At 70.3% G+C, this 18,710-nt stretch carries 14 protein-coding genes and 1 pseudogene; 6 read left to right on the forward strand and 9 right to left on the reverse strand.

Annotation, left to right across the window (positions count from 1 at the left end; all coding sequences use genetic code 11):
• Nucleotides 1-68: 68 nt before the first annotated feature.
• The 5 genes from ACFWW8_RS26260 to ACFWW8_RS26280 form a co-directional block, all read right to left on the reverse strand.
• Entirely contained in the window at nucleotides 69-338 is a 270-nt protein-coding gene (locus ACFWW8_RS26260; protein WP_386531864.1) for a hypothetical protein, read from the reverse strand.
• On the reverse strand, nucleotides 335-1,075 hold the full coding sequence (locus tag ACFWW8_RS26265; protein WP_386531866.1) for a TnsA-like heteromeric transposase endonuclease subunit: 741 nt from the start codon (nucleotides 1,073-1,075) through the stop codon (nucleotides 335-337). Before ACFWW8_RS26265 ends, ACFWW8_RS26260 begins: the two co-directional genes overlap by 4 nt.
• Before the next feature lie 838 nt (nucleotides 1,076-1,913).
• Nucleotides 1,914-2,522, reverse strand: a complete 609-nt coding sequence (locus ACFWW8_RS26270) for a hypothetical protein (RefSeq protein ID WP_386531868.1) — start codon at nucleotides 2,520-2,522, stop codon at nucleotides 1,914-1,916.
• A gap of 395 nt (nucleotides 2,523-2,917) precedes the next feature.
• Nucleotides 2,918-3,136 (reverse strand): hypothetical protein, encoded by a 219-nt coding sequence (locus ACFWW8_RS26275; RefSeq protein ID WP_386531870.1) that lies wholly within the window; start codon nucleotides 3,134-3,136, stop codon nucleotides 2,918-2,920.
• Nucleotides 3,124-3,462, reverse strand: coding sequence for a hypothetical protein (locus tag ACFWW8_RS26280; RefSeq protein ID WP_386531871.1), 339 nt, complete (start codon nucleotides 3,460-3,462; stop codon nucleotides 3,124-3,126). The genes ACFWW8_RS26275 and ACFWW8_RS26280 overlap by 13 nt, the downstream gene beginning before the upstream one ends.
• Nucleotides 3,463-4,311: 849 nt before the next feature.
• Here ACFWW8_RS26280 and ACFWW8_RS26285 point away from each other — a divergent pair.
• The 4 genes from ACFWW8_RS26285 (at nucleotide 4,312) to ACFWW8_RS26300 (ending at nucleotide 9,939) form a co-directional block, all read left to right on the forward strand.
• Entirely contained in the window at nucleotides 4,312-4,818 is a 507-nt protein-coding gene (locus tag ACFWW8_RS26285; protein WP_386531872.1) for a hypothetical protein, read from the forward strand.
• Between the two features lie 1,278 nt (nucleotides 4,819-6,096).
• Nucleotides 6,097-8,286 (forward strand): telomere-associated protein Tap, encoded by a 2,190-nt coding sequence (tap, locus tag ACFWW8_RS26290; RefSeq protein ID WP_386531874.1) that lies wholly within the window; start codon nucleotides 6,097-6,099, stop codon nucleotides 8,284-8,286.
• 12 nt (nucleotides 8,287-8,298) lie between these two features.
• A complete protein-coding gene (gene tpg / locus ACFWW8_RS26295) occupies nucleotides 8,299-8,856 on the forward strand; it encodes a telomere-protecting terminal protein Tpg (protein ID WP_386531875.1) in 558 nt (185 codons plus the stop codon).
• Between the two features lie 333 nt (nucleotides 8,857-9,189).
• Complete coding sequence (locus ACFWW8_RS26300; protein ID WP_386531877.1) at nucleotides 9,190-9,939, forward strand: hypothetical protein; 750 nt, start codon at nucleotides 9,190-9,192, stop codon at nucleotides 9,937-9,939.
• An 862-nt stretch (nucleotides 9,940-10,801) separates the two neighbouring features.
• Here ACFWW8_RS26300 and ACFWW8_RS26305 read toward each other — a convergent pair.
• Nucleotides 10,802-10,948: a hypothetical protein gene (locus tag ACFWW8_RS26305; protein ID WP_386531879.1), complete on the reverse strand. Its 147-nt coding sequence runs from the start codon at nucleotides 10,946-10,948 to the stop codon at nucleotides 10,802-10,804.
• Between the two features lie 330 nt (nucleotides 10,949-11,278).
• A complete protein-coding gene (locus ACFWW8_RS26310) occupies nucleotides 11,279-12,070 on the reverse strand; it encodes a hypothetical protein (RefSeq protein WP_386531881.1) in 792 nt (263 codons plus the stop codon).
• A gap of 231 nt (nucleotides 12,071-12,301) precedes the next feature.
• Here ACFWW8_RS26310 and ACFWW8_RS26315 point away from each other — a divergent pair, with 231 nt between their 5' ends.
• Nucleotides 12,302-12,448 carry a hypothetical protein gene (locus ACFWW8_RS26315; protein WP_386531883.1) on the forward strand — a complete coding sequence of 49 codons (147 nt, stop codon included), beginning with the start codon at nucleotides 12,302-12,304 and terminating at the stop codon, nucleotides 12,446-12,448.
• Between the two features lie 241 nt (nucleotides 12,449-12,689).
• On the opposite strand, the gene ACFWW8_RS26320 is transcribed toward ACFWW8_RS26315, so the two are convergent.
• Nucleotides 12,690-12,812 carry a hypothetical protein gene (locus tag ACFWW8_RS26320; RefSeq protein WP_386531885.1) on the reverse strand — a complete coding sequence of 41 codons (123 nt, stop codon included), beginning with the start codon at nucleotides 12,810-12,812 and terminating at the stop codon, nucleotides 12,690-12,692.
• Between the two features lie 579 nt (nucleotides 12,813-13,391).
• Between ACFWW8_RS26320 and ACFWW8_RS26325 the strand changes: the two are divergent.
• Nucleotides 13,392-14,199 (forward strand): annotated as a pseudogene (locus ACFWW8_RS26325) (IS5 family transposase).
• 108 nt (nucleotides 14,200-14,307) lie between these two features.
• Here the strand turns inward: ACFWW8_RS26325 and ACFWW8_RS26330 are convergent.
• The gene (locus ACFWW8_RS26330) at nucleotides 14,308-18,597 is read right to left on the reverse strand and encodes a ricin-type beta-trefoil lectin domain protein (RefSeq protein WP_386531886.1); all 4,290 of its coding nucleotides are present in this window, start codon (nucleotides 18,595-18,597) and stop codon (nucleotides 14,308-14,310) included.
• Nucleotides 18,598-18,710: the final 113 nt, after the last annotated feature.

Consider the following 18,710-nt stretch of genomic DNA (forward strand, 5'->3'; position numbering starts at 1 on the left):
CGGGTCGTACTCCGGCCGCGCGGGTGTTCCCGGCTCGGCGCCAGGCGGCCGCCCGGTCTCCACCTCGACTACTGCCGCTGCCACTCGGCCGCAGCCGCCCGCGCCGGCTCCGGCAGCGTCTCCAGGAGACCGAACGGCTCCATCTCCGGCAGCGGCTCGGCGCCGGTAACAGCGAAGTCCGGTGCCGCCATCAGATAGGAGGCCAGCACCACCGATTCCGTCCCGGCAGCGGACCGCAGCCGCACTGCCGTTCCGGCCAGCGCCACCACCTGATGCTCGCCGTCGTCGAAGGTGACCCAGTCGCCCGGCCGCAGCACCGAGCCCCCGCCCGCGGTCACCGGCCTGCCCCGGGCGAGACCAGCGAGCCGCCGTGCAGGGGCACCGACACGTCCACCTCCAGTTCGTGCGACCACAGCAGGTGGAACAGCACCGGCAGCACCGCCAGCGGCTCACCCGCCGCCGCGGCCCCGTCCATCAGCGGCAGCGGCTCGGCGAACACCTCCCGCAGCCGCGAGGCGGCCGGCTCCATCCGGTGCCGGGGGTGCCGGTAGCCCGCCAGCCACCGGACGTTGCGGACCACGACCGGGTCCGGGGCGCCCACCAGCCGGAACTCCCACCCCACCTCGGCGCAGGCCGCCGCCGTCGCCTCGAACTTCACCACGTCCCGCGGGCCCCGGCGTTCGGCCGGGCGGCAGTCGACGACCATGGCCGTCCCGTCGTCGCGACGGGCGAAGTAGTCCGGCACGTGCGAGACCGGCCGGCCTTTCGCCGCTGTCCAGAACAGCCAGAACGGCTGCGAGGAGACGCCCACCACCGCCGGGTCGAAGTCCAGCAGCATGATGTGGTCGCGCTCCAGCCAGGACTCGTACCCGACATGCCCGCCTGTCGTCGCCGACCACCACAGGCCCGGCAGGTTGCGCTGTCGGCGGTACGACGCGAAGGCGCGTACGGGAAGGGCGTGCTCGAACGGCACCGCCCAGACCTCCGGCAGCGGGCGCCGTAACTCCATCCCCTCCGGGGCGATGTACGCGACCTCGAACCCGGCCACCGGCGGCCCGGCAGAACCGCCCGGCATGACATCTAACGCACGCACCATGACCAGCTACCCCAACCCCTCACCGCAAGGTAGGTCTTCAGCCCGCACGCTTCCCCGCAAAGTGAAGCTTCAATCCGCAGCTTTCGACGTCACAGACACCGGACCGGGTCACCGTCGACCTGCTGCTGAACCCGTGGTCTCCGCGCGAGCGGAGGTGTCCCGTACGGGGCGTTCATGATCGATGACGTCGACAAGTGGTCCTCGTGCGAGCGGAGGTGTCCCGACGAAGATGAGCCGCCGTACGGTGCGGGTCTCGTGGTCTCCGCGGGAGGCGTCCTGCTGACGCACATGCTCGACCAGGGCGTGCCGCTGTGGTCTCCGCGCGAGCGGAGGTGTCGCGTCGGTTTCCGTGAACACGCCGCCGTCGATCCGTGGTCTCGGCGAGAGCGGCGGTTGGCATGCAGGCAGGCTACGCAGCCGGTTCGTCCGGACGCGGGTCGCTGTTGTGCAGCACTCGTGCGGGACGTCTTGGCGAGAGGGCTGCCGCCCTCTCGCGCTCTCCCGCAACCTCCCGCCGTGGCCGTGAAGTGGTCCAACGCCGCCGCCGTGCGCGGCAGGAAAGAACGGTGGTGGCGGAGGTTCGGACGGGGTGGTCGTCGCTTCTTTGTGGCCGGGTGGGTGGTGGTGGGGTGTGGGGTTGGGGGTGGTGTTTCGGTGTGTGGTTGAGGTGTTGGGTGTGGGGGTGGTGTTGCGGGGCCGGTGCCGGGTGTGGGGGTCGGGTGTGGGTGGTGTTGTGGGGTGTTGGCGGGTCTGGTTTTTCCGGCTTGTGGGCGCAGGGGACTGCACCATTTTTCAGGCATTAGAAATTGGCAGCCAGTTAGTACGTAATGGAACAGTACGGGCTGATTGATCCCTGAAGGGTCCGGTGTATTCGCCGGGCCTGGCGGGCGTTATCCGGGAGTGGTTTGCGGTGGGTGTTGAGGGGTTGTCCGGCGGGGGCCGTCGGCGTGAGCGGCTGGTATCCGAGCCGCGTGGACGGCGGGTGAATCTGTCGTTCAACGACGCGGAGCGGGGCCTGGAGGAAGAGGACCAGGGCCAGGGGGTAGTCGTCGGTGTGGGCACCGTGGGTGTCGCCGGGGCGGTGGAGGATGTTCAGCACGTGGCGTTCCACCGGCTCGGCCACGGTCGTAATGCCGGCGCCATAAAGGGCGGAAAGGAGCGCGAGCAGCTCCGGACCGCGGTAGAGGGCGCTGATGAGCCCGGATTCCCGGGCGATGTGATGACCGCCCAGGGTGGTCATGTGGCGAGGGCTCTCGCCCATGGACGCCATACGGAAGTCGCGTCGGCGGGCGGCGGCTTCCAGACGGCCGCACTCCTCCCGCAACGCCGCGAGCCCGGTGGGGGTGAGGAGACACGGCAGCGGGAGGTATCCGGTCTCGGCGAAGCGGGCGGCCAGGGCTGCGGGTTGTGAGGGCAGCGTCAGCACGACCACAGCCGTACCCCACCGGCCGGAGCCGGGAAACGCCGCGCTGCCGGTGCGGTGCCGGCCCTGCTGGCCCGCGCGGACCACGGCTTCGCCTGGTTCCTCGGTCAGCACGGCGGGGACCAGGACGACGGGGCCGACGGCGGCGAGGACACCCAGCGGTGACCACCGGCCACCCGTACGAGACGCTCCCGGCAGTGAGGCCCGCCGGCTGCGGGTGCAGGTCGCGGCGTGGGGGCCGCCAACCTGAAAGCGGTCCGCGCCGCGGTGCGGGGTCCCATGGGGGCTGGGTGGGCCGCAGATCGGTTGACGGAGGCGCTTGGCGTGCCGTTGCCGCGGTGCCCGCCGAGGGTGATTGCGTCCGCGGTCGGTCACTTGGTCCGTGGCGGGCTCCTCGTCTAGCTCGGCGGCGAGGTCGAGTCCTCACCGTCCACCCGGACCAGGTCAACACGCTCGCGCGCCGCCGGGACCTGCCCGCCCTGCTCGACCGGCACGTCCCCCTCGGCCCCGACCAGGCCGCCCGCCGACTCGGCGTCCCCAGGGTCGACATCGACGCTGAGGTGCGGCTCGGGTTCCTCCCCCGGATCGGCACGGTGGACGTCGACTACAAGTCCCACGGCGGGTGGACCACAGTGCCGCGCTCCGCCCAGGCGTCGCCCTGCTCCCAGTCGTCCGGCCGCTGGTGGACTGGCAGGCGGTGGCCGCCGCCCGGACCGGCCGCCGTTCTCCGCTCGCCGCCCTCACCCCGCTCGTCCCAGGCGAGGACCGGGTGCTGCTGGCGGAGGTGGGGCGGATCGCCGGGGCGGGCCGGGCCGCGGCGGCGAACTCGCGCACCCGGAACCCCGACTTCCCGGTGCCGGTGGCGTACGGAGACGAGCCCGGAGTTCGACCGCGCCAAGGTGGTCGCCTGGCTGCTGACCCACGGCAAGATCACCGTACCCACGCAAGCACCGTCCGCCGCCACGGTCGTCGCCGGAACAGAAGGCGGGACGCGTCGGTTTCGGCTGAAGGACCCGCACTTGCTGGCCGACGACGCCGAGGACCGCCTGTCCGGCTGGTCCACCGACGAGGACGCCGACGCACTCGCCGACCTGTCCGCCGGCACTTCGGACTGATCGTCAAACACCTAGTTACGCCCGGGATGCCCCCTCCTGGACGTCCTCGGCGAGGCCCGCGTGATTGACCGGTCCCGGTCGGGGGCGGGAGGCCTTGCGTCTCACGCTGGCCTGGCCGGCCAGCCTGCGCGGCACCGCCGCGTCACAGTCGCCAGCGGAGTGGTCCGCCACGGCGCGCTCGGCACCCCCGAGCCGGCCTGCGCCAGCAGACTGCCCGCGGACCGAAAGGGGCGAGATGGCCGCAGCCGACGGAATGCCGGGCACCGGCCTTCTCGACCAGCCGGTGTCCGCACTGACGACGAGCCGCTCGTCACGCAGTTCACCGACGGGCTGCCGTCCTCCTCGGCGTCGATGCCCTCGATGGTCGCGCGCACGCTGCTCCTGGCCGGACCGTGCCTAACCTGCCCGCTGTGACGCCCCAGGTCAACGCCTTGCAAGGCGTCATTTGTGCCTGCCACAGACCCTGGCATTGTTCGGCGTTCAACCTGTATGTTGAGTGCCGCCAGCTCCCGGCGTCAGTGTGAGAACCCCACTTCACCGCACCAAGTTGGGGCTCCCCTCACTCTTTGCCACAGGAGCAATCCATGACTGTGCCCACACCTGCACCCGGCCACCCTCAGCAGCCTGACGGTGTCTCCGCCTCAGAAGCCCCGCAGGCCGGCTATCCCCTACCGCCGTTGCCGGAAGGCGCCCTCGACAAGTCCGCCAGCCAGTTCAACCCCAAGCAGAAGACCGTCCTCGGGTGCGGCGGCATGGTCGCCGCCTTCCTCATAGTCCTGGTGATCGCCGCGGCTGTGTCACCGTCCGAGACCAAGCCGGCGAACGCCGCTGAAGCGAAGCCCGCCCCCACCGTCACGGTCACCGTCACCGCGACCGTCACGGTCACTGCGCCCCCGCCCGTGGCGGCCAAGGCGCCTGAACCGACGCAAGAAGCTGCGCCACAGACGGCCCAAGTCCCCGACATGACCGGCAAGTCCGGTGACCTGCTTGTGGAAGCACTCAAGACGGCAGGCTTCGCCGACGGCTACAAGGCCACCTCGTTCCACGACGTCAGCGGCCAGGGACGCACGGTGCTGCTCCCGACCAACTGGAAGATCTGCGACCAGGACCCCAAGAACAAGGCCATCCCCACCACCGACAAGATCTCCGTCGGCGTCGTCAAGTTCGGCGAGAGCTGCCCCTGACACCCGCAACGCCGGACCTGGAATGCACCTCCCCGCCACGTGTGCAGACGGGCTCCAGCGAGGGTGCACCTACTTGCAGGTCTCTCTCCTCTCACGAAAGCCCCCCTGAGCCTTGCCAGCTCACCAAAAAGGGGCTTTCGCTTTTCCCGTGTATGGAAGCGCTGTTGCCGTTGGTTGCGCGGAAGTGGGTTGATCGGTTCGGGAAGGCGGTGAACACCTCGGGCCGCAGCCGCGATGGGCGTCGATGCTGGAGGCTTGGCGCAGCTCGGCGTGAACAGGCTCGCGCACGTCGCGATCGTCGGCGTCGTGAAGGACGTGCTGCCCGAGACGTAGGTGGGTCTTTCGGCCGGCGCGCGCCAGTGGCCACCTGCTCGCGGCCCGCATGGACCGGATCCGTGACGAGGGCGGCCCCGCATCCGCGACGCCGACTGGGTGCTGGCCGAACACCGAAACGCGAAGCGTCCGAGCTCCTGGGCCGCGCCGCCGGGCAAGACGAAGACGCCGGGGAGGTCGCCGCCCTCGGCAACCTCCTGGCCATCGCCGCCGCGCACGCCCCGGCCCTCGTCCGTACCCGCGTCCAAGCCGCGGCCGACGCCTTCGAGCAACCCGCCCGCGCCCCCGGCGCCCGCTCCCCCGAAGCCGCGCCCGTGCCGGATGGCGCGCCTCGACGAGGGCCCCGGAACACGCACCGCGCGCCGCACGGGGCGGCGACGCCGCGGTCATCCTCACCCTGCTGATCGCGCTCGTGGAAGCGGTGGAAGCCGCCACAGACTGGCACCACACGCAGGCCTACCGCGCGCAGGCGAACGCCGCCACCGAGGCCGCCGTACTGCTGCGGGAAGCAACCGGCCTGACCAGCAACCGGCCCCCGGCGGCGAAGCCGCGCACCGGTCGAGTGGTGCGCACCGCGGCCCGTGGCCTGCCCGCCGCTGCGCCCGTGCATACCGTGCACGGCACCCCCCTCCTCGGCGGCTGGCGCCATAGGCCGACCCCGGCAGGGGCTCAACCACCTCCGGCCGCAACGTCTCGGCTGGACTCCGAGCACGGAGCTCAAGCGAGCGCCGGTACGGCCCGCCAGGGCGCGACCGACAGAGGCATGCGTCGCGCGCAGCCGCTCGGCCCGTGCGGCCGGGAGGGTGCCCGTGCCGCCACGGCGCCTCTATCTGGAGACGTCAGCGTGAAACGGAGCCCCCTTGAAAACAACTTCGTACGCGATTCGTACGGTCAATGTGCGCTATGCGTACGGTTCGAATGTAGTCTGTGATCAGGAGGTGTTGCATGTCCGAGTTGTTCGATGCGGTCGACGCATTGGTCGCGTCCCGCGCCGCCCTGCCGCTGGCAGCGGAGCGCAAGCGACTGCGAGTGGCGCACGGTTTGACGCTGGACGAAGTCGCCGCCGCGCTGCGTGTGCGGCGGGCCACCGTGTCCGCGTGGGAGTCGCTCACGAAGCCGACCGAGCCCCGCGGCCCGGAACGCGAGGCGTACGCACGGCTGCTGGCGCAGCTCGCCGAGCTCTACCCCACGCCCGAGGAGCCGGCCGTCCCGGTGCCCGCCACGTTCACCGGCGCGCCCGCGCCCGCCGAAGCGCCGACTCTGTCCACAAATCCGGCCCCCATCGCCGCTGCCCCGGCGGCCGACTTCCGTCCGGCGGCCGCGACCAGGCCGTCAGGGACGTCGCGGCGTCCGGGCGTGAAGAAGGCGGCCCCCGCCGGCACCCCGGCGGGCGGCACCGACCCCCGCTTCGAGAACGGCCCGCTCGCGGTCGTCGACGTCGACGAGGACGGGCAGGTGCTGGCGTACTGCACCGGCGGCCTGGTCCTGGACGTGCCCGCCAAGTCCCTCCCCGCCCTGGTCGACTGGACCCTCAAGGCCGCGAAGCTCGGGCAGCCGAAGCTGTCCGGACCCGGCAAGGACGCCGACCCGCTCCTCGTCCTCACCGAGGCCGCCCTGGAGCGCTATGGCCTGCCCGTCGCGCTCACGGAGGAGGAGAAGCACGCCGGGCGGATCCCGGAGGGCCACAAGGTCATCAAGCAGCTGACCCGCGCCGACTGGCAGCTGACCAAGCGCGGGTTCGGGCCGTGGGCGCGGATCTACCGTCCGGCCAAGGGCGCGGACCGCCAGTGCGTGCAGTTGTGTATCCCGTCGTGGAACGCGCTGGACGCCCGGTTCTGGGGCGAGGCCGGTCAGCTGCCGCCGGTGGAGCTCGCCCGCTGCCTGGGCGTGTACGCGTCCCGGGTGATGACGCCGCGCGGCTCCACCGCTGTCACCGGCCTGGAGCTGATGACCGCGCTGCACCCGCCGACTTATGCCGTGCGGGATGAGGAGACCGGCGTCCTGCGGCAGGCCGACGACAAGACGCCCGGGTCGCTGGGCAAGGACCCGGTGGACTGCGCGCCGTGCGAGGCCCCGGACGGGCACCCGCTGCTCAAGGATCTGCCGCGCTTCCACGTGCGCGGCCCGGCGGAGAAGCTGTTCGAGGAGGCGTACGACTGGGCACGGCCGATGACCGATGCCGAGTGCACCCTGCGCTACCTGGTCGGCCTGGACGTGAACATGGCCTTCGCCGCCGGCGCGAACGGGCTGAACGTCGGCCTCGGTGAGCCGACGCACGTCAAGGCACCCGCGTTCGACCCGAAGCTGCCCGGCTCGTGGCTGGTCGACCTGTCCCACGTCGACCTGTCTAGGGTGAAGGTCGGCAAGGAGTGGGTGGAGCTGGACGGCTCGCTGCTGCCCTCCCCGTTCACGCCGAAGGGCGACCGCCCGACGGGCCCGGCCTGGTACGCGACGCCCACCGTCGCCTACGCCCAGGAGCTCGGCTACGACGTCGCACCGATCGAGGCGTGGGTCCGGTACGAAAACGGCCGCTACCTGGACGGCTGGTACCAGCGGCTGCGTGACGCCTACCTCGCCACGATGGCCGACCTCGGCGTCGACGCCGATCTGTCGCCGGAGGACTTCCTCGCCGCGATGGACGGCTACAAGGAGCGCGACCCGGAGCTGACGATCGTCATCTCGGCGATCAAGGCGACGGTCAAGGGCGGCCTGGGCAAGCTGCGCGAGCGCCCCCGGGGCGAGGGCTGGCGGCCGGGCGAGCGGTGGCGGGCCCTGGAACGCCCAACGTGGCGGCCGGACATCCGGGCGGCGGTCATCTCCCGCACCCGGATCAACCTCCACCGCAAGATTGTCAAGCACGCGGCGTTCACCGGGCAGTACCCGATCGCGATCCTGTCCGACTGCGTCGTCTACGCGGCCAGCGGGCCCTCGCCGCTGGACTTCCTGCCCTACCGGGAGGGCAAGCCGTTGCCCGGTGGCTTCAAGCTTGGCATCAACCCTGGCCTGGTCAAGCACGAGGGCACCCAGTCCGTCCTGTGGGGCGAGGAAGTCCGCGAGCGGTTCAACGCCCCGGAGCTCAACCTCGCCCGGTCCGTCAAGGACGGCACCGTCACCGACATCGACAACGGAGAGTAGGGGAAGGCCACCATGAGCCTGATCGGGGACGGCCTGGAGAAGGCGGTGCAGAAGGCGTTCACCCGCCCGGCACCGAAGAACGCGGGCCCGCAGATGCGGTACCTGGTCAAGCAGCTGGGCGGCACCAAGGCAGTCGCCCAGATGCTGCGGGTCTCCCAGCGCACCGTCGAGCGGTACGTGAAGGACCGCATCAAGAAGCCCCGCCCCGACCTCGCCGCGCGCCTAGAGCGCGAGGTGAAGAAGCGCTGGCAGCCTCAGATCCGGGCCAAGGCCAAGGCCAAGGCCGCGTCCACGGGCGGCATCGTCATCCACACCCGCGCCCGCATGGGCTACATCGCCCCGATCGGGTCGACGGATGAGGACCGTATCCGGCACCTGACCGTCGCTCTGCCGCCCGTCTACGCCGCCCGCCTCTTCGAGGCCCAGGAGGCCGGCGCCAGAGACGCCCAGCTCCAGGAGATCGCGGCCGAAGCGCTCAAGGAGGTCTACTTCCAGGACGGCGGCCGCCGCGCCGGGAGCCTGGACGAGGTCCGGTTCACGGACATCGAGCACCTCGAGTTCGACCTGTAACCCCGCCACGCGCTCCGTCGTCACCCCGCCTTCCTTGTACCCGCTGCCGCTGCCACCGCCGTCGCTCTTGGCATCGGCGCGGGTGCTGACACTCGTGTCACGCTCCCCCGAAAACGTGTCACGCCGGGTGTCACGCCACTCTAAATATGCCGGTGTTTATCCGTTTCTTGGATTCGTAGGGCGTGTCCTCTGCCATCGGATCTTGATCGTTTGCCATCGAAGCGTGATGACTACCGGTTTCGGGACATCGAACCTTAACCGTGCAGGTCAGGAGCTTTCCCTGTCCGAGGGCCGGAGTCGCGGCGGATGGGACTGACCTGCTTGGATTCCGGCATGACGGATTGGGCGCAACTCAGCCATGCCTACGGCTCGGCGGAAGACATACCGGTGCTGCTGGATCAGATCGCTTCGGAGCCGAGCCCCGAGCGTTGGAACGATCTGTGGTCGGCGCTCTGCCATCAAGGCAGTGTCTACTCGGCCAGCTTCGCGGCCTTGCCGTGGCTGGCCGACGTAGCTGGTCGCGATGACCGGGAGCAGGCGGTCAGCGCCTTGAACCTGGCGGGTGCGATCTTGGCGGGCTCTGGCCAGCCGCATGGGGCCGGCGACGTCCGCGCCCAGCACGCCGCGGAGGTCGAGACCCTGCTGGTAGTGGTGAATGAACACCTCCGGACTTCGTCCGATCGGAATGAGTACGCCTTTCTCCTGGAATCCATGTTGAGCTTCGAAGGCGTCGTGGGCTGGGGCGAAGACCTCGCCTGGGGCCTCGTGAACGAGGAGTACGAGGTCTCCTGTCCTGGCTGCGAAGCCAACCTGTTCATCGTCATCGGCGAGCGCGGATTCTTCTCCACGAGCGGTGACTACGCGCTGTCGGAGGATGACGTCGAGACGGCGCCCCTGCGTCCCGCCAGCCCCGCGGTCATGGATGGCATCGGCCGCCGGCTCCACGACATCGCCCTCGCCGACGGGCACCAAGACGTCGCCAACGCGATGACCTACGTCTTCGGCGATGCGACGTGCCCGGACTGCGAAACCGGCTTCTCCGTAGCGGATCAGGTCAGTGCCGATTGGTCCGCCACACACTGAGCAGGTCCAGCGAAACACAGGCGCCTTCGCGGGAACCGGGCGCTGGTGCCTCAGATCGCTCGGTTCTGACGGGAGAGAGCTGTCGCCGGGAGCTCACCGAGTTTCCGTGCTCGGTAGGCGGCCTGTCGGCAGGCGTGCGAACACCACCGTCGGGCCGCTGAGGCCGGCTGCATGGGGGTGCGACAGAAACCGCATGTCGGGCCCGTGGGGACGCTGTGGCCGGCGAGGGGTTGGGCGGGGTTCTGCTGGCGCTTGAGGTAGTCCTGGTCTCGGCATCGCTGGCAATAGTCGGCCGGGCCGCGGCGGCTCATGGGGATGCGGTGGATGATCTCGCCGCACTTCTTGCAGAGTTTCGCCGGGGAGGCGGTCGGGGCCGGTGACTCGGGGCGCCGCTCGACTCCTTGGCGGTGCGCCATCCGGCGGCAGCGGGGGGAACACCAGGACGGCGTGCTCTTCCCCGGGGTCCTGGGCAGTTCGATCCCGCAGTATCCGCAGGTCGGGGTGCCGATGGTGCGTCGCAGATGGGCGCGTTGGCGGCAGCGGGCGGAGCAGTGGCGTCGGGGGCTTCCGCCGGCGGTGCCCTTCGGCAGGAGCGGGGCGTCGCACTCGGCGCATCGGGTTGCCGGGCCTTCGAGGGCTTCGCGGAGGGCGGCGGGATGACGGCCTGTGGCGGCGGCGAGCCGACCCCAGCTCGGTTTCCCGCGGTGGTGGGGCGGCGGGCAGAGGTAGTCCCGCAGGTAGGCGGGCTGGAGGTGGTTGGCCTGGGCGAGGCGGACGATGAAGGTCTCGACGCCTTCGCGGTCCATCGGCCGGATTTGGCGGGGGAGGCGGGAGACGGTGGGGTCCGGCTCCATGTCGGGGGTCACCGGGCGGTCCGCTTGCGGGGCTTGGGCGAGGCGGCGAGGTCGAGCGGAACGTCCTCCAGGCCGTGCTTGGTGAGTTCCTCGGTGCCGGTGAGGATCGCGTCGATCGCGGCGCCGCGGATCTGGTGGGAGAGGGAGCCGATCATGCCGCCGCAGCGTTCGTGGAGGAAGCGGTCGAGGCGGATCAGGCTGAACGGTTCGTGCTTGAGCAGGACCAGCGCGCCTTCCAGGGTCCTTCGGCCTTAAGAATGCTCGCCGAGCTTGCCCTCGCAGGCCGGAAACCCTCCTGTCGCGCTAAAGGCCGTGCCCTGGTGCGCGGGCCGACGTGGCAGAAGGGCAGCGCCGTCCGTCCGCCGACTCCAGCTTCTTCAGGCAGCAGGTAAGCAACCCCACCGGTGACGCGGCCTGACGGGTGGCAGGGCCACGGCAGGGGAGGCCCTGGGCATCCGAGGGAGAGGATCAGCGGCGCGGTGCTGTCAGTCGTCGCTGGGCGCGCTGAATTGTTCGGCCGGGCCGAAGTCACTGAACCTGCCGGTGTTGACGGCAGGGACGCCTCGTATCTCCATGCGCTGCTCGAAGCGGACGGTTCGGCCGTGGCTGTCGATCCACTGGTCGATGTCGAAGCCGGTCACGCCTTTGGCCTTCATCGAGCGCTGCGTCCGCGGATCGATGGAGTGAACCTGGTCGATGTCCAGGTGTCCGGTGAGGTGGTAGGTGGGAGTTCCGCCCTGATCCTCCATCCCCTTGCGGGCCGAGGGCCCGACGGTGAGCAGCAGCCGGGCGTAGCCCGCGTAGCTTGTCTCGTTGTCTTCGGCGCGGGGCATCTTCCTCCAGCTGCTTCCCTCCTGGAGGCGGTTGCGGATGTAGTTGGCGTCGGCCGTTGTCACCGTTTCCATCCAGACGGCCTGGAAGGCCGGGACGTCAGCCGGCGTACGGATCTCGGTCCGCCCGGTGAAGGGGGTGTTGTGATTGCCCCTGCCAGTCATGGTCGATATGTGCTGGCCCGCAGCCGCGGTGTCGAACGTGGTGGTCGCCGCGTAGGGAGTCTTCTCCGCCTGGGCAAGGGCCTGCTCGGGATCGAATGCCCCTGCGGCGGTGGGTGCAGCGGATGTGGGCGCGGCCTCCAGCGCCCGGGCCGCGGACGTGGCAGTGGCTGCCGGGGCGGCCGTACCGCCCGGGGTGTCCTGGCAGCCCGACAGCATGACGAGGGTGACCGAAATTGCGCCGGCAGTGAGAAGCGTCTTGCGGCCTGAGGTCAAGGTGATCATCGTCCCTGAAGTTTCCCACACGGGGAGCCTCGAACTCGAACTGCTTTCCGGTTCCCGGCGATCCTGCCCGTCCCCGTCCCCGCCGCAGCGAACGCGTTTGCGCAGCGTGGCCGTGACCGGCCCCGCGGATGTCACGGGCCGCCACGCTGCCGCTGTTCGACCGGGGTAACGCTACCCCTTCCCCCGGTACCAGTTCCCGGCACCGGGGAACCTGGCGGCCGACTGCGAACGGTGGTGTCAGTCTCGGCGTCATCGCCCGACCTCTACCTCACCCGCAACGACGGCACCCTCCACCTCTACGGCGGAGGCAACACCACCATCGGCGGCGGCTGGCGCGTCGAAGAAGACGCCTGGAATACCCTCCGCACCATCGGATGACAGCCAGCATCTGACACCGTGCCCGACCAGGGAATTTTTCCTGGCCGGGCACAGGGTCACCCACCCGCACCCTCCTCGTGCAAGATCCATCGCGGGCTCGCAGCAGACGTACTACCTGGGGCCGCGCGGCCCGGAGTACGGGACCGTCTGATCCGTACCGGGGAGGGGGGCGGGCGCTCCGGGGTGCGATCTCCCGGTGTCGCAGCTCTCCGCGGTGGTGGGGCCTTCCGGCCCGGGGAGGTCAGCGCCGCCTGCGGCTGATCGCCAGCCCGATTCCGATAAGCGCGAGCACGAGAAGGGCGATCACGAACCATGTGGGCATCAGTTCGAGCCCCTTGTATGCGAGCAGGCTGTCCGTCGGCACGGCATCCCCCTTCGGTCGGATGCTCCGCAGGTGCCCTGTGGCTCCATCGAAATGCGCGCCGGGGTGGATGGGACGACCTTGGCGGCCGCAGCCGACGTGTCGTAGGGCTCGGTCGGGTTTCCTCGTTTTCGGCGTGGAGCCGGACCGGTTGCGCGATGGTCGGTGTTGCGCCGGCGAGGAATGTGCAGCGCTCGGGACCCGGGACAGCGACGCGATGCGGGCCGGCGAGGCCGCTGCGGCAGGGCTCAAGGAGGCACTGGCCCGGGTCGGCATCGTCATCCCGAGCGTCGGGGCGGGGCTGCCGGTCAACGGCAACGGCCGGGCGAGCTCGGCGGGTGCAACACCGTACTGGCCACTCGTCTGGCTGAGGTCCTGAACACCGCAGCCGACGGACTGCCCGAACTGCGGGCCACCACCCCGTGAGCGCGGGCACCATGACCCCCGCGTCGCCGAGACCATCCAGAAGGGGGACCTCGTCCGCCTAGACGACGGAACCGTGCACCCCGTGCACGGCACCCCTCCTCGGCGGCCGGCGCCATAGAAGTCATCTCATTTGGGCTTCGCGGGTAGGCTGAAGTCATGGTGGGGATCGTTGAGCGGCTGGTGCCGGACGAGTTGTGGGTGCTGTTCCAGCGGGTGGTGCCGGAGGCGCCGTCGCGTCCCCAAGGCGGTGGCCGGCGCCGGCACGGCGACCGTGAAGTACTGGCCGCGATCGTGTTCGTCGCGACGTCGGGTTGCACCTGGCAGCAGCTGCCCACGGCATGCTTCGGCCCGTCCGGAGCGACAGCCCACCGACGGTTCTCCGAATGGAGCAAGGCCCGAGTGTGGGCCAGGCTCCACCGCCTGGTCCTCGACGAACTCGGCGTCCGCGGCGAGCTCGACTGGTCCCGCTGCGCGATCGACTCGGTGAACATGAGGGCCTTGAAAAGGGGGATCTGACAGGTCCGAATCCTGTCGATCGGGGCAAGTACGCTCGAAGATCCACTTGATCACCGAGCGGACCGGTCTGCCCCTGTCCGTCGCAATTTCGGGCGCCAGCCAGCACGACAGCCAGGCCCTCGAGCCCCTCGTCCGCGGCATACCGCCCATCCGCTCACGACGCGGACGCCGACGACGCCAGCCCGGCAAGCTCCACGCGGACAAGGGCTACGACTACGCCCACCTGCGACGATGGTTACACGGACGCGGCATCAAACACCGCATCGCCCGCAGAGGCATCGAGTCCTCACAGCGACTCGGCCGCCACAGATGGGTCGTCGAAAGGACCATGTCCTGGCCCGCCGGCTGCCGACGACTCCACCGCCGCTACGAACGCAAGGCCGAGCACTTCCTCGCCTTCACCAGCCTCGCCTGCACCCTCATCTGCTACCGCCAACTGGCCAAATGAGATGACGTCTACTGTAGTACGGCTACCCCGGAAACGGCCGCGGGCCCTTCCCCGCCGCGAACGCGGCGGGGAAGGGCCCTTTCGGTGGGACGGGTCCGGGGACCGGGGTTACACGATGGCTCCCATCGGGTTGGACATGCCCGGAGCCAGCCACTTCTGGGAGTTGGCGGTGTTGCAGTCCCAGATCTGCAGCTGGGTGCCGTTGTCGAGCCGCCCGTAGGGGAGGTCCAGGCACCGGCCGCTGGCCGGGTTGAAGAACCCGGAGCCCGCGGTGGGCAGCCACTGCTGGTTGGACGCGCCGGGGGCGCAGCCGAACAGGATGACCTGGGCGCCCTGGGCCGTGCTGCCGCCCCCGATATCGAGGCACTTGCCGGCGATGCGGATCTCGCCCGTCGCCGTCACGTCAAACTTCTGGGCGGCGCCGCCGGCCGTGTCGTTGCAGTCCCAGATCTGGATGCGGTTGCCGTCCTGGTTGCTGCCGGTGTTGTTGTCGGCGCACTTGGCGCTGCTCACCGCAGAGATCAGCTTGGTGCCCTCGGCGGTGGGTACCGAGGAGTGGCTGTAGACAGCGATGTTGCTGACGCGTCCGGCGAAGTAGCTGTTGGGAGCGCCCTGGTAGCGGTACTGGCCGACCGTCAGCGGGCCGGTGGCGTTCCACGCGTTGGCCTTGGCGTGGTAGCCGGTGCCCGCGAGGGTGCCGTTGACGTACAGGCCGATGAAGCCGGTGGTGGCGTCATAGGTGGCCGTGAGCTGGGTCCAGGCGCCGAGGCGGACCTTGGCCGACTCATTCATGTTGAGCGTCTGGTCGTAGCTCCAGCTGTCGTCGTCCTTCGTACCCATGGCGAAGTGCCAGGTGCCGTCGGAGTCCGGCCACAGGATGAACCCGCTGGAGCGGGTGCCCGGCTGGCTGAGGAGGACTCCGCCGAGCGCGTCGGGCTTGGCCCACGTGGACACCGTGAAGCTGCGGGTGGTGTCGATGGCCGGGCCGCCGGAGACGGCGTGGCCGGTGGTCCCGGTGGTGGGAGTGCCGTTCTGGCTGTTCAGCTGAAGGACGTTGCCCGCGGTGCCGGCGACGGTGTCGGCGGCCCATCCGGCGCTGGTTCCGGTGAGCGTGAGCGGGCTGCCGGCGCGCAGGTCGGCGGCGGTGGTGCCGGCGCCCTCGTCCAGCTTCCACTGGGCGGAGGAGATCCGGGCGTCACCCATGACGTTGCGGGTGGTGAAACCGGTGACCTTGTTGCTGGTGGCGATGCCGTTCCAGGTCAGCAGGCGGTGGCGGCTGTCACGGGACCACAGGTCCGCGACACCGTCGCCGCTGGTGTCGCCGGAGGAACCCACGACGGGGTACGCGGCCGCGGTGACGCCGGAGCCGATCTGGGTGCGCTTGGCGTGGTCGCCGAGGGCACCGGGGTTGCCCGCTTCGTTGGCGTACTGGTAGATCGCACCGCTGGTGTTGTCCCGGGCCCACAGGTCGGGCAGGCCGTCACCGGTGGCGTCGCCCGGGGCGATCAGGGTGAGGTTGTCCCAGCCGGTGTTGCTGAGGACGAGCACGATCGGGTCGGCCAGGGTGCCGGTGGCCCCCGTGCCCTGGAACAGCAGCAGGCGGCTGCCGGTGCCGTCGGTCTCGATGGTCAGCAGGTCGTTGAACGGGGTCATCCCGTCCTCGGGCCGGACGTCGCCGACCGCCAGGATCTGCTTGACCCTGCTCCAGTTGCTGGCGTACTCGCTGCCGCACGGGTCGCCGGTCGTTACGACCGAGCAGGTGAACAGGGGCGGACGCTTGACGGTCAGCGCCTTGGCGGCGTTGTAATAGAGCCCCCCGTTGGCCGCGAGACCGCCCTGTGTGAGGGAGTTGCGGTACAGCTTGAGCTGTCCGTCGCGCCAGGTCCACAGGTCGTCGATGCGGATGCCGTTGCCGCCGCGGTGGCTGGTCAGGGTGGTGTCGCCCCAGCCAGCGCCGCTGGGGCTGTTGGCCTTGTTCGACGCGATGACGCCGGCCGCGGACGGGTCCGTGGCGGTCGGGTAGACGACGAGGTCGCCGCTCGCGTTTGGGGCGATGAAGTCTACCCGCTCGTCACCGGTGATGTCGCCGAGGGTCGTCTTGGCGTTCGGGTTGTCCGGCACGTAGAACGCGTACGTCTGCGCCTGCGAGCGGTTGCCCGCCCGGTCCACGGCCTGCACGCGGAGGATGTTCGTACCCCACGTGGTGGGGGTCAGCGCGATCGAGGCGCTGCCGTCGGCGCTGGCGGCGACGGTGTTGGCGCCGCCGACCGGGATCGAGGAGTTGAAGGCCCACTCGTAGGAGATGACCCCGCTGATCGAGTCGGTCGACTTCAGGTTGAATGTGCCCGGCTGGTTGATCGACTTCGTGGAGCCCGGCAGCGTGCCCGACGGCGGGAACTCCGCCGAGGTCACGACCGGCACGGACGGCGGCTGAGTGTCCATGGAGAACGTGCACCCGTTTATCCAGGCCGACGTCATGTCGCCGTCGCCGCCCTGGATCCGCCAGTAGTAGGTGTGCCCGTCGGACAGGTTGTTCGGGTGGGTCGCCACCCAGTGGGTGTCGTTGGCGGCCCCGAACCAGCTGCTGTTGTAGGCGACCACGTCACCGGCGGTGTCCACCACGTGAATGATCGCGTCGTTCGGCTGGCCGTCCGGGTCACCGATCCACGCGCCGAGGCTCATGCCCGCGTACGCGGTCGCGCCGACCCAGCCGCATCCGTTGCCGTTGGCGTTCTGCGGCGTGGGGAAGGTGCCGAGATCCCACGGGTTGTAGGGGGCCCGGTTGTACTCGATGTAGAAGAAGGGCAGCTTGCTCTTGTCGCGCGTGAAGCGCTTGAAGGCGTTGTTGCTGCTCGACTTGGACTCGTTGCCGAAGAGGGCGTAGGTGACGCTGCCGCGCCAGGCGTTGCCGGCGAGGTGGTCGCGTACGTCCCACTCGCCGCGGGTGGTGGAGCCTGAGCAGCCCGGTCCGCCGGCGCTGTTCATGGCCGTGGTGCGCAGGACCTCCCAGTCCCGGGGCTGCCGGTTCCAGCTGATGTTGGACAGCAGTGGCTCGGTGGAGTGCAGGTCCACGTTGTAGGTCTTGGAGCAGGTGGCGTCGGCCGCGTAGGACTGGGTCGCGTTGAACGACGCCTTCTTGATGCTCTTGTCACCGAGGTCGCTGGTGTCGAGCTGGACGTAGTAGCGCTCCAGGCCCGTGCGGGACTGCCAGCGCTGGTAGCCCACGCCCGGGTCGTAGCTGTCCGCGTAGTCGTCGTAGTTGACGGTGTCCGGGTAGGCCTCCTGCACCCACGCCCAGTGCTGGGTGCCGCGGCTGGTCGGCTGCCATGCGGGATCGATGAAGACGGGGTACGCCGTCGACTTGTCGTTGAGGAGCGACTGGTCGGGGGTGAGCGCGACGGAGTCCTTGCCGAGCTCGGTCTGCAGCTTGGACACCTTGGCGTGCGCGCCGGGGCCCTCGCTGTCGGAGGTCGGCTTGGCCTTGGCGTCGGCGTCCGCCTGCTGCGGTGCGGCGGCGCCGGCCAGCTGCGAGAACTTCGGGGTGCCGGCGGCCTTCTGGGCCGGGACGGCGGCGGCCGCGCCGGAGTCCCACATGGTGGGGACCGGGGCGTGGAAGACGGTGCGGCCGGAGGCGTCGGCGGCCTTGAGGTTGCCGCTGCCGTCGGCGGTGACGTTCACGCCGTCGCCCTTGAGGCCCATGGTGAGTTTTGCGAGCTTGGGGTGCTTGGCGGCCTCGGCCGACTTCACCACCAGGATCTGCGAGATGCCGCCGATCGCGTCGGCCGTCACCTTCAGGTCGGTGCCCGGAGCGACCTCGCGGTAGGTGGCGCTGGCGCCGTCGAGGACCGGCTTAGGCAGCGCCTCGGGCCAGGTCAGCTGGAGCTTCTTGCCGTCCTGGTCGAGCGTGGCCAAGGGGGCCGTGCCGCCGCCAGAGATGGTCAGGCCGTTCGAGGCGGCCTTGGGGCGCAGCTGCCCGTCGGGCGAGGTGGTGAGCGTGGCGTCCAGTTCGGTCCAGGTGCCGCCCTGCTTGGTGCGCACCGGCGCCACGCTCCGGGTGAGCCCGAGGGTCCCGTCCGGGTTGGCGACGACCATGTCGGTCTCGGTGGTGGCCGCGGCCACGGGTACCGGCTTCCCGGTGCGCTTGGCCTCGGCCAGGGCCGCGTTCTCGGCCTTCTCCTGCTCGTTGAGCGGCCGCTGAGGCGGCGTCGACGGCTTCGGAGCGGCGCCTCGGCTGCTCGTGCCGCTCGGGTTCGGGTCGGGCTCGGCGGTGCCCTTGCCCGAGCCCGGGGTGGCACCCGGGCTCGGGGTGGCGCCGGGCTGCGGGCTCGCGCTCGGGCTGCCCGACGGCCCTCCGGGCGCCGCGTACGCGGGCAGTACGCCGAGCGAACTGACGGACAAGGCAAGGCCGATGAGGCTTGCGAGCGTGGCCGGACGGCCTCTGCCTCGCGTTCTCTCTGTGCCCCCCATGGTGGACCCCCATTGATGCTGTGGTTCGGATCTGCCGGTGTGGC

It is taken from the genome of Streptomyces sp. NPDC058701 (assembly GCF_042715295.1).
Taxonomy (GTDB): Bacteria; Actinomycetota; Actinomycetes; order Streptomycetales; family Streptomycetaceae; genus Streptomyces.